This is a genomic window from Persicobacter diffluens (genome assembly GCF_036244895.1).
Taxonomy (GTDB): Bacteria; Bacteroidota; Bacteroidia; order Cytophagales; family Cyclobacteriaceae; genus Persicobacter; species Persicobacter diffluens.
In genome coordinates this window covers 457411-470181 of the sequence record NZ_BQKE01000004.1, presented here as the reverse complement: position 1 = coordinate 470181, position 12771 = coordinate 457411, and the positions used below count along the sequence as shown (strand labels likewise).

At 41.8% G+C, this 12771-nt stretch carries 7 protein-coding genes; 6 read left to right on the top strand and 1 reads right to left on the bottom strand.

Going from position 1 to position 12771, the window contains the following annotated elements:
• Window positions 1-91: 91 nt before the first annotated feature.
• From AAA970_RS23660 to AAA970_RS23640, 5 genes are all read left to right on the top strand, one after another.
• Window positions 92-247: a hypothetical protein gene (locus AAA970_RS23660; protein ID WP_338239362.1), complete on the top strand. Its 156-nt coding sequence runs from the start codon at window positions 92-94 to the stop codon at window positions 245-247.
• Between the two features lie 237 nt (window positions 248-484).
• On the top strand, window positions 485-2380 hold the full coding sequence (locus AAA970_RS23655) for an alpha-1,3-galactosidase-related protein (protein ID WP_338239361.1): 1896 nt from the start codon (window positions 485-487) through the stop codon (window positions 2378-2380).
• 75 nt (window positions 2381-2455) lie between these two features.
• Entirely contained in the window at window positions 2456-4696 is a 2241-nt protein-coding gene (locus tag AAA970_RS23650) for a beta-galactosidase (RefSeq protein WP_338239360.1), read from the top strand.
• 52 nt (window positions 4697-4748) lie between these two features.
• Window positions 4749-6131, top strand: a complete 1383-nt coding sequence (locus tag AAA970_RS23645) for a sulfatase (protein WP_338239359.1) — start codon at window positions 4749-4751, stop codon at window positions 6129-6131.
• Between the two features lie 9 nt (window positions 6132-6140).
• Window positions 6141-8495, top strand: coding sequence for a glycoside hydrolase family 2 TIM barrel-domain containing protein (locus AAA970_RS23640; protein WP_338239358.1), 2355 nt, complete (start codon window positions 6141-6143; stop codon window positions 8493-8495).
• Window positions 8496-8619: 124 nt separating this feature from the next.
• Here AAA970_RS23640 and AAA970_RS23635 read toward each other — a convergent pair whose 3' ends face one another.
• A complete protein-coding gene (locus AAA970_RS23635) occupies window positions 8620-10173 on the bottom strand; it encodes a sulfatase family protein (RefSeq protein WP_420916750.1) in 1554 nt (517 codons plus the stop codon).
• Window positions 10174-10835: 662 nt separating this feature from the next.
• Here AAA970_RS23635 and AAA970_RS23630 point away from each other — a divergent pair.
• The gene (locus tag AAA970_RS23630; protein WP_338239357.1) at window positions 10836-12245 is read left to right on the top strand and encodes a family 16 glycosylhydrolase; all 1410 of its coding nucleotides are present in this window, start codon (window positions 10836-10838) and stop codon (window positions 12243-12245) included.
• The last annotated feature ends 526 nt before the right edge of the window (window positions 12246-12771 follow it).

Sequence of the window (12771 nt, the reverse complement as noted above, 5' to 3'; positions counted from 1 at the left end):
TGCCTATCCCTCAGGAGGACCTTGACCTCCATCCAAAGCTGAAGCAGAACGATGGTTATTAATCATTGAATAAGCATTAACTGCATCACGATTGAAAGGCAATAAACGTGTTGCTAATGGTTATCAAACACGAAGAGCGGTAGGGGCATTGATCCGGACCGCTCTTTTTTTATACCTCATCGGCTTTGATAAAAGCATTGAAAATCATTCCGGTAAACGGAATTATTTGGGCCTGATGAAAAAATAAAACCATAGGCGCTACCTTCCACCCTTGAGAACCAAAAACAGAACCACTAAACTTTCAAAAGATAATATCCTCTCGCTCAATGAATCAATATTAGCCTCTCTACTCTATAATCAGCTTTTTTTTACCCAAACATCAGCTTTGCGTACGAAAAAGCACAAAGCTGAATGTCCAATCTGACATATTGCTCTCCGCTACCAAGCGTGGCGGATTACATTTTTTGTCGATAATTTTTCTGATATGAGCACAATGTCCTTTTCCGTTTTTTTCAGGAGGATTACCCTCTTCCTGTTTTCCATCTTTTTCACCCACTCTATTTCTGCAACACATATCCGCTTGTCTTCGGATCACGACCGGACGCCGGAGGTGCTTTCAATAGTACAAAGCCTGCCCAAAAGCGGAGGTGAAATTACTTTTGAAAAAGGCATCTACCACTTCTATCCGGATCGTGCCTTTGAAAAATTTTGCTTCATTTCCAACCATTCAGATGAATTCACGCGAACAGCCTTTCCCCTGCTGGACTTTAAAAATTTAACCATAGACGGTAAGGGATCAACTTTCATTTTCCATGGGGTGATGATTCCCTTTTTACTGGAAAATTCAGAAAATATTGAAATTAAAAATGTCAGTATTGACTGGGAAATTCCTTTTCATAGTCAGGGAAAAATTGTAGCCCACCATACAGAAGAAAATGCCTTTGATATGGAAATTTCAAAGGAATACCCTTATGAAATCCGAAACGGTGAACTCATTTTCGTCAAGGATTATCTGGAGCATAATATGCACGAAGGCATCCTATTTGATCCGGAAAGAAAAGCCATTGCCTACAATACACGCCGCTACACGCCTTTGGCCCTTGAAGGCAAAGTTAAATCTCAGTTTGGTGTGAAGGACATTCCCTATGAATATGAAACCGATCCGCGAACTGCGCTGCACTGGTTTCGCGGTAAAGAACACCGCATGCATGTGGAAGAAATTAAACCCGGCTTGGTACGCGTATTTAATTCTAAAAAAGCATTACCTCCAATCGGCATGATGTATGCCTGCAAAGGGGATTTTACCAATAATCGCATTGCGCCTGCTTTCCGCCTGAATCAATGTAAAGACATCACCATAAAAGATATCAATATTTATCATGCAGGTGGAATGGGGTTCATAGCAGATAATTCCGAAAACCTCACTATTGACGGGCTCGTGATTGAAGCGCATCAGGGAAGAATGGTTTCTACTACAGCCGATGCCACTCACTTTGTGGGCTGTAAAGGTAAGATTACCATTAAAAATAGCGCCTTCAGCCATATGCTCGATGATGGGGTTAATATTCATGGTGCATATCAACGTATTGTAGAAATCCTGGATGAACATACCATTGGGGTTCGAATGGGACACTTACAACAAATGGGCTATGAAATCGCCCAAAAAGGAGAAAAAATTGGATTAGTTAATCTGGAGGAATCCTTTTTTCCCTATCAGGAATTAACGGTAAAAAAATTAGAGCCTGTGAATAAGCGTTACCATAAAATTACCTTTGAGGAAGCACTTCCCAAATCGGTAGCCATTGGACAATTAATAGAAAACACCGACAAAACACCTGAAGTGGAAATTTACAATTGCCGCTTCACCAATAACCGGGCACGAGGCGTTATTGTCTCCTCCCCCCGGAAAGTACGGGTTCATAATAATTATTTCAGTACTGATATGTCCGCTATGTTTTTCGTGGTAGCCAATAAATATTGGTATGAATCCGGTTCAGCCACCGATTTTGAAATTTATGACAACACCTTTGAAGACTGTGTGTATGGCGGTAGTAATCATGGCGTTATCAGGTTTCACACCAATGATCCCAGCCCGCTATATGCTTTCTTAAATGTTAAGATTTACAATAATGAATTCATTCATTTTGACAATAGAATATTGGAAATTACGAATGCCGAAAATCTACTATTTGAAGGGAATTCCATTCAAACTTCCAATACTTTTCCAAAGCTCTTCCCAAAGCAGCCCGTTATTACGATACAAAGATCTAAGAATCTCACATTTAAAAGGAACACTTATTTGGGAACTGCAAAAGAAATGATCAGGGCAGATGAGGTCAGTACCTATTCCTCTGACTTCAAATCCCCTGTATCTCAATAACCCAATATTTATATCGGAATATTAAATTTTTTATCGATGAATTCTCTCCCAAAATTAATATTTTTTGCTTTGCTTATGGGCTTTCACGCCGTCCATGGCCAGCATTATGATCAGACGCTAAAAAAGCAAGTCACATCGGAAATCAAAGCACTACAAAAAGCCATTGAAAAGGCGGAGGCGCAGGGCATAGATTGTTTAAAAGAAAAAATGACCCTTCGAACAGCGGAAGTCTTTGCGGAGTTTGCCGATTGGGATGAGGCCCATCCGGCGGAAAATGTACGATATTTCAAAATGGTACATGCCTACAAAAACAAGGCGGATTCCATGGCTACGGTACTGCCCTCATTTGAAAGACAAGAAATCTTGTTGATGCTGGACGATGCGCAAGTCAGTCTGGAAAACCTATGCTCAGGAGCATGGAGTAGGCCTAAAACGCCTAAGGTACGGTGGGATAAAGTAACCTTGGAGAAGGATCAGCTTACCTTTAACCATCAACCAGTTTTCCTTGCCGACTGGACCTGGAAGCCTAAAACTGAAGCTTTACAGGAATACTATGGTCAGCTAAACGGCTTTTTTATCTCGCCCAACTACCTCTTAAATGAGCAGGAAAAACTGAGCCCACGGGCAAATAAAGAATTGGCGAATATCGATAAAAAAGAAGTCGGTTTTGTCTTTATGAACCATAAAACCGTTCCCGACTGGGCGAAGAAAAAATACGGTGATGGCTTTTCCATGCGGGAAGACACCTATACGGCCTATGATATTGACCATCCTGGTGCACGAGAGATGCAGGAAATGCTTTTGGGGAAAATCGTCCCACAACTCAGTGGTAAAAGTTGTAGTGCCCTGGGTTATATGCTTTGCAATGAGCCTCATTTCTATACCACCAAAGATGCCTGGGCCACCGGTCCGGTCTCCGACTATACTATGGAAAAATTCAAAGCATGGCTACAACAAAAGCATGGGAATATACAGCACTTAAATGAACTTTGGCATAGCAGTTTCCAAAACTTTGAAACGGTAAAATTAGAAATACCGATAGCCGAAGCATTACAAGGAACTGCACAATGGTATGATTGGGTGACTTTTAACAATCAAAGGGTAACCGAATGGTTTCAATTTTTAAAAAGTACTACTCTTAAATATGACCCAGAGGCCAAAGTTCACCTAAAAGTAATGCCACAATTATGGACACAAAATCGACGAAATCACGGTCTGGACTTTGAAGCGCTAATGGAGCTTAGTGATATTATTGGAAATGATGTTGGTGCGGCCCACCACAAGCTTTGGGGAAAACCGGATCAATGGGAGTCAAAATACTCCTTTGACTGGCGGGACATGTGTATGTCTTATGATTTTTTCAAATCGCTACACCCTGAAAAAATGGTATTCAATACCGAAACCCACTACTTGTCCACCAATCGAAGTAGAAAATTAGATATGAGTCCAAAATATGTACGAATGGCCTATTGGTGGGCGCACCTACACGGCCTGGATGCTAGTCAGGCGTGGTATTGGGCGAGAATGGCGGATGGTGCACCAAAGCATAATGCCGGAAAGGGCTACGCTGCCTCTAATAACCACCAGCCCAGAGTAGTCAATGAGGTTACCGCTACCCTGATGGATTTAAATACACATTCGGAAGCGATCAAAAATTTTCAGCGTCAGGAAAAACCAGTGCGCATCTTCTATTCAGAAACTTCCGCCACTCAAAAAGCAGACCACATGGATCAGCTTTTTGAATTATATGAAAGTCTATACTTCGAGGGGCTTCCAATTGGCTTCGCCACTGCCCACTTAATGGAACGGACGGCAAAGCCCTGGCCCGTGGTACTGATCAAAGATACCCCCAGGATAACCGCCGCGGAAAGGGAGTGCATACAGGCTTATCTGAAAAAAGGAGGTGAGATCATTACCGACGGGAAAAGTCTGAAATCCGATGAATACGGCCGCCCCTTTCCTGCCATCCGGCATCCCGGCCTGAAGACTTTGCCCCCTGCTCAGACTTTTCAAAAAGAGGTCAGCCAACATGCCGCCCTGAAAGCGGCTTTACCCAAAATCAAGGTTGTGGAAGAAAATGGAAAAGCCTTCAAAACCGTCGCGTGGAAAAGCATGGAAACCCCTGAAGGGAAGCTGCTCTTCTCAGTGGCCAACTTCGGGAAAGATCCGGTAGACATTTCCTTCAGGAGGGCGGATGGGACCCCTTGTACGGCCGTGACCGATATGAACCTGAGCTTTCCCTATCCGGCCATTATCCAACTGAAAAAGTATGAGTCAATCTTTGTGGAAGTGGATCCGGAAAAACAGGAGTTATAGCGGGCAGCAATACTGATATTAAAATAATCTTTTCTTAATTTATGATATAGTGATGAGAATAATTTTTTTCCATTTCAGCTTAATTTTCACCCTGATCATCAGCGCATCCTGTCAGCGGGAAGATAATAAGCAGACTGAAAAACCGAATATTGTCCTGTTGTTTGTGGATGACTGGGGCTGGAATGATGTAGGTTACCGAAACCCACTTTTTGATACCCCAAATATTAACCAACTTAAATCCGATGGCATGGATTTTAGCCGGGCTTATATTGCCACCCCTACCTGTAGCCCGAGCCGGGGGTCTTTGTTAACAGGAAAAGAACCGGTAAGATTTCAAATGGTACGACACATACCGGATGGAGGAGAAAAAGTAATGCGCGGTGCTGATCTGGAGTACCATATGCATATTAAGGATCCGGCCCAATTGCCTTCGCGGAATTGGCTGCCCCTGGAAGAAATCACCTATGCGGAGAGATTAAAAGAGCTTGGCTATTTCAACCAGTTTATTGGCAAATGGCATTTAGGAAAAGAAGAATTTTATCCTACCCAACAAGGCTTCGATGCATTATACGGCACTACGGATTTTGGTCATCCCAAGAATTATTACCCTCCTTATTTTAAAGAGCCGAACCCGCTATCAAATGTGGAGGAAGATGAATATTTAACGGATGAATTAACGAATGCCACAGTAGATTTCATCAAAAACTATGACGAATCGAAACCCTTCATGCTCACCTATTGGTACTACAGTGTACATGGCCCCTTTATTGGTCGAAAAGATAAAGTCCAGTATTATAAGGAGAAGGGACTGGAAGGAAAATATGCACAATATGCGGCCATGGTAAGCTGCGTGGATGAATCAGTGGGGAAAATCCGCCAGGCCCTGACGGAAAAGGGTATAGCAGAAAACACCATCATCATGTTAATTTCAGACCAGGGTGGGCCGTTTGACAATGCCCCATTAAGAGGAGGTAAAATGGGAGGCTATACCCTTTGCGAGGGGGGAGCCAGAGTTCCATTTATTGTCTACTATCCAGGTATTACTCAAGCTGGATCGGAATCATCTACTCCGGTACAGTCGCTGGATATCTACCCCACCCTTATAGAAATTGCTTCTGGAAAAACTTGCGAAGATCAATGGATTCAGGGAAAAAGCTTATTGCCTTTATTAAAAAATGAAGCATTTGAGGAACGTCAACTCTATTTCTTCAGAAGCTATGAAGACCAGTACTGCGCTGTAATGGAAGGTGACTGGAAATTAATTAAATATCATTCTGGATTATATGAATTATACCATCTAAAGGAAGATATTGGGGAGTCCAATAATTTATATGAATCTGAAAGCGAAAAGGCGAAATACTTAACAGAAAGCTTGAATCGCTGGGAAAAGGAAGTAATGAATCAGGCAAATGTTCGAACGATTCAGGGTTTATAAAAAATAGATATGAATAATTTTTTTAAAATATATTTAGCAGTGTTGATCATGAGCTGTTTATCCTGCCAAACAGTTCCACCAGGCACCATCAATTTCAATAAGGATTGGAAGTTCCTATTAGTTCAGGAGGACAAAAACAATGAGGAAGAATTTCACCTTCCTATTTTAGATGATACGCAATGGTCCTCCGTAGCTTTACCCCATTCCGCTCACCTGGAACCACTCTTGGTAAATGATCAATGGCAGGGAACCTGTTGGTACCGTAAGCATTATTTTGTGCCTGCGGGCCTGGGGGATCATAAGGTATTGTTCGAACTGGAAGCCGCCATGGCAACAGCTGATATTTGGGTGAATGGAACAAAAGTAGACCATCATGAAGGGGGATATCTTCCGGTAGTCGTGGACATCACCCCTCAAATAAAAGCAGGTCAGAATAATGTGATTGCCATTCGTTTGGATAATCGGGACAATCCTTTCACGGGACCAAAACCGCTAAAAATCTTGGACTTTAATATGTATGGGGGATTATATAGAAATGCTTATCTCCATATTAAAAATGCCACACATATTTCACACCCTGCCATAGCAGAAGAAACCGCTGGAGGAGGAATTTTCATTTCCTTCCCAAAAGTACAAAAGGAAGAAGCGGAAGTTCAGATCAAAACACATATAGTCAATGAAAGTACAAAACCCAAAGAGGTTAAGCTTCAATATATATTCAAATATAAAGACGAAATTGTAAAAGAGTTCACCACCGATAGCCGCTTAATTGAGGCAGGACATCACTTTTCTTTTAAAAACAGTCATGTCGTAGCAGCACCCAAATTATGGTCCCCTAAAACTCCCCATCTTTACACTTTAGAGACCACCCTCCTCACTGATGGAGAAGAAGTGGAGCATCAGTCGCAAAACTTTGGTATCCGGAATTTCGAATTTAAAGGTTTGGATCTTTATATCAATGGGGAAAAAAGCTATCTAAGAGGCGTAAACCGACACCAAGAATATCCTTTCATTGGCTATGCGCTTTCCGACAATGCACAATACCGGGATGCGAAAAAAATAAAAGAGGCCGGTTTTGACATGATTCGTTTATCCCACTATCCTCAGTCACCCGCATTTATGAAAGCCTGCGATGAGTTAGGATTGGTCGTCATTGATGCCATTTTAGGTTGGCAGTATTATTTAGATGATGATAAATTCCGGGCATTTTGCTATAATTCCGCCCGTCAACTCATCCGCCGGGACCGCAACCACCCCTCTGTTTTGGCCTGGGAAGTTTCCTTAAATGAAACAAAAATGCCCATTCCTTTTATGGAGGAATTAGATAAAATTGTCCATGAAGAATACCCGGGCGAAAACGTCTATTCCTGCGGCTGGATGGATGATGTCTATGATATTTTTCTACAGGCGCGTCAGCATCGAATTCTGCATCCACATGAAAATCATACGAAGCCTTATTTCGTTTCGGAATATGGAGATTGGGAATATTACTCCAAAAATCCGGGCTTAAATCAGCACCAACATGCTCGCTCAAAGCGTATTGAATTAAGCAGCCGACAGGCTAGAAAAGACGGAGAAGAAAGACTGCTGAATCAGGCCAAAAATCTACAGGAGGCTTACAATGACAACCTTTCTACAGTTGCATTTGGAGATGGCTATTGGGTAATGTACGACTATAATCGAGGATATCATAAAGACCTGGAGCACTCCGGTATCATGGATATCTTCCGCCTGCCCAAGTATAGTTACTACTTCTACGCCAGCCAGCGTGCTCCGGAACAGGGCAGCCCCATGGTGCATATCGCCAGTGAATGGAGCCCATACTCTCCCCGGGAGGTGAAGGTTTATGGAAATGTCGAGGAAGTGGCTTTCTACCTGAATGGAAAATTACTTTTCCGCCAGAAGGCCGATAATAATAATAACACTTCCAGATTACCCTTCCCGCCTTTTACCTTTGAAACAGCAGCCTTTGAAGCCGGGGTGATTAAAGCAGAAGGATTTATTAATGGTCAGCTAGTGGCTGAACACAGTGTTCGAACAGCAGAAAAAGCGGAGCGTCTGAAAATCTGGTGGGATGAAAGTGGTAAAGCCCCTGAAGCAGGCTGCAACGATGTGATCTTTGTCTATATCGCGGCTACCGATGCTAACGGCACCATTGACCCCACATTTACAGGGGAAATTCAACTGGACCTTGAGGGGGAAGCCCTCATAATGAACACAGAAAGCCTTCAGGCAGAAGCCGGTATTGCCACAGCCCTGATTAAAATTGGAGACCAGGCCGGAAATTTACTTTTAAATGCGCAGCATCCGGAACTGTCTCCGGCAGCATTGCAGATTGCTATCCAGGCACCCCTGGCACAATAAAAAGCGACATCAAGAGAAAATAAGACAGTATAAAATACCCAAAATCAGCACAGACTGGTTTTACAAAAAAAAAGCTATTCCCCAATTCAAAAAGGAATAGCTTTTTTATTACAATGGAACACCCCTATTTCAATTCCAAAGCACTCACATTATTTTGATAATCCTTGCCCCTAATCCCCTCAAAAGTTTCAATCATCTCTTGTAATTTTTCAGGATTCTTAACAGCCAAATTAAGTTGTTGTCCTATATCTTCTTTAATGTTATATAATTGGTAATTAGTATTATTTCCTAATTCTATATTCACTTTGCTCTCTACAGCAGCACCTTGATATGGGGGGATCAAAATCCAATCATCTTTTCTTAAAATGGTTTTGGTGTTTGCTTCTAACACTAAAGTATTTCTACCCTGATCAGATTTCCCCATAAACACATTTAATAAATCTTGGCTATCCTGCACGGTGGACTTACTTCCTACTAATTTCGCCAAAGAGGCGAATAAATCTACCTGACATACAAGCGCATCTGAAGTTTTAGGTTGAATCCTACCCTTCCAATAAGTAATAAATGGCACTTTGGTTCCCGCTTCAAACATGGAATATTTTCCACCTCTTAACCCTCCTGTAGGTTGATGATCTCCCAAACGCTCCACAGCTTCATCATAATAACCATCATTTAATACCGGACCATTATCACTGGAAAATACAATTAAAGTATTCTCCAAAAGGCCTTCCTTTTCTAGCGTTTTCACCAACTCGCCTACACACCAATCTGCTTCTACGATGACATCTCCCCTAGGTCCTAAATCAGTCGTACCAATAAATCTTGGATGAGGAATACGAGGAACATGCGGCTGTTGCATCGCATAATATAGGAAAAAAGGCTCATGCTGATGTGCACGCACATAAGCTTTGGCCTCTGCCAGAAAATGGTCTGCCATCTCAATGTCTTTCCATTTTGCAGACTCCCCCCCTTTCATAAAACCAATTCTTGGCACACCATTAACAATGGAATTATTATGCCCGTGATGCCATTTCATTGTTGTCAGCTCGGGCTGCTCCAATCCTGTAGGTTCCCCTGGGAAATTAGCCTCATAGCTTACTCTTATAGGGTCTTGTGGATCAAGCTTATCTACCTTTCCATCCTTGATATAAACCGTTGGGACACGATCCTGAGTGGCAGCCATTATATAAGAATAGTCAAATCCAACATCATTAGGATTCGGACTGATATGCTGATTCCAATCGACTTTACCATCCCCCAATCCTAAATGCCACTTCCCTACAACAGCAGTATGATATCCCTCGGCTTTTAACATTCGGGGGATTGTCATTTGATTAGTTCCAATTAACATGGGCGCTGTCCCAGGTAAAATTTTAGCATCCCTATTCCTCCAGGGATATACACCCGTTAATAAGCCGTAACGGCTGGGTGTGCAAGTAGCCGAAGTGGCATAGCCCTGTGTAAACCGTACTCCCCCATTTGACAATGCATCCATGTGGGGAGTAGGAATTCCAGTCGCCCCATAAGCTCCTAGATCACCATAACCCAAATCATCCAGGTAAATAAAGATGATATTAGGCTTATCCATCTCTGTATCCTTCCTATTAGGTCCCTTGGGCGAACAGCCCATATGAAATAATAGGACAACAGCAAAGATCGCATAAAATGTACTACGCATATAGTTTAAATTTTATTATAAATATTGAAAAAATGCCACTGTATTAAGAGCATGTATAAAAGCACATCCTCCGATTGTTAATTGCGTTTTAGAAAGCGATTTTGGATAATTATTCAACAATAGCCCTGCTATTCTCTCACAAATAATTGGGTACGGCTTCTGCAACACTTCAAAATTTTGCTGCGAATGTTGGCTCTCAAACACGCGCAATCAAAAACATAGTCTGATATATCATTACAATAATGACACTTAAACATTCCTGATTTTATTACATATATCCCCACAGGTTGAAGAACCACTGCTCAAAAAAATAAGATCAGACGATTTATCCCTCAATAAGCAGCCTACAGCCCTGGATTAGCTTTCTGGAAAAAATATTATTTATCATAAAAATATCAGTTTTCACGAAGGTAGTTGAACTAAAAATAAACACCAGAAAAAGTAGCAAATCGGTCAATATAGATTCATAATCTGTTAAAATTGCCCTTTTATATACCCCACAGAATACGCAAATTGCATAACATAAAGGAATGAGCGGGCCCGAATAATGACGACTTATAGGAGGGATTCAAAAAAGCATTATGAGTTAAAGATGAGTTTCCCTCTCACCTGAATTTTTCCTGGGAAAAACAATTCCTACCAATTGAATAAAAAATACTATAATGAGAAGAAGTTTATTTTTTAAATCGACCCTTTGGGCCATCCTAAGCTTATGTAAGCTTGAAACTTTTGGCCAGCATGTTCCATTGTCTGATCCCGAAAATAATGCAAACTGGATTCTAAATGAAAACCTTTCAGATGAGTTCAACGGCGAGGAGCTCGACAAGACCAAATGGTGGATTTTGGGGGAGAACAATGATTATCGTAGCAAATGGAAAGGCCGTGCTCCCGGACAATTTGCCCCCCATAATGTGAAGGTGGAAAACGGAGAGTTGGTGCTGATCAGCAGATGGGATCCGGACTTTAACTATGACCACAGCAAAAACAATGATGTTTATTATGGCGGGACCAAAGAGGCTGCGGACAAAAGTTGGCCCATTACCCAAGCCTGCATTATGAGTGAGTCTTTCTTCCGCTACGGCTATATGGAAATTCGTTGCAAGGCAGCCGATGCCCCGGTAACTGCCGCTTTTTGGACCACCGGCTACCAGTCTGAAATCGATATGATTGAAAATTTCGGAAAACTTCCCATTGGGAATCCAGAAAAAAAGCCGGAAACTCTGGAACGAAAATATCGCACCAATCTAATTAGTTGGGACCCGGATAAATCCAAAGATCACAAAAACTATAAAGTAGAAGATGTGCTGGAGCAAAGAGTAGCTGATGACTATTTTGTATATGGCTTCGAATGGGACAAAAATTATATCAAAACTTATTTCAATGGAAAATTAGTACGCCATGCCACACGGGAGGAACTGGAAGCGAAGAACCAGTGGAAATATGATGTACCCCAAGAACTATGGCTCAACTCGGAGGTTTTTAGCTGGTACGGACTGCCCACCGAAAAAGATCTGGCCCAACCGGCAGCCTTTAAAGTAGATTATGTGCGTATCTGGCAAAAAGAAATCACCGGACCGGAATTCGCGGCACTAGACTTTGAGGGCCCTTTCCATTATCAGGGCAGAAGCACCAACTGGTGGGCTCCGAAAAACTCCTGGTGGAGGATGAAAAATGAAAAGGCAGCCAGCGGGGAAATGAGTCTGCGTTTCAAGCCGGAAGCGCCTTTTAAAGGAGCCTACTCTGCCTTTTCCCCTTATGGTGCTATTGATTTACCTGCAGGGGATAATGAGGTGAAATTCAAAATATGGATCGACCCGGAAACGAAAATAAAGGAAATGAACCTGATTCTAAATGCGCCCTTCACCAAAATACCAGTAAATTTATCCAAAATTAAAAAAGGAGAATGGGTGGAAGTGAGCCGGACCTTTAAACATCCCCGTGCTTCCGTAACCGGCCTGGACAAAAATGCTGACCGACTACAAATAATGATTCCAGCTGATCAGATCAAAAGCCGCGAAGCCTTATTATACATTGATGACATTTCCTTTGGTAAAATGAATACCCCTTTCTAAAAGCTTGTTTAAAAGCACACCATCCGGCTACAAATTCGAATTATGGGAAGCGATTTTGGAGAATTTCTCAACAATAGCGATGTTATTCTCTCAAAATAATCCTTTATCCCTTCTGCAATACTTCAAATTTTCGCTGCGAATTTTGGCTTTTAAACACACTCTACGGCAAATCAGACACTGCCGGACTTAATAATCCTCCCAGGGCTAATCATTGCCGGTTGATTATCGGCTTCTTGGCAAACGAAAAAAAGCCCGGTCGGGAGAAAGGCTACATTGAAGTCCGAATTTAAATTAGCTGAAGTGATTTAAAAGCATTTCAGCCATTCTACAGATTTTCGCTACGAATCCAACTTATAAAATCATTCTTAAACCCCTTTGCGTAATTGGAAACCTTTTCGTAAAGGGGTTTTATTTTATTCTGCCCTAACAAAAAAACACCATTTACGCAAGTAAAAGATAAAATAAACTCATTTTTTAATAATATATAGCAATTCGAAAAATTGGATTTAACTTACATTTATATAAC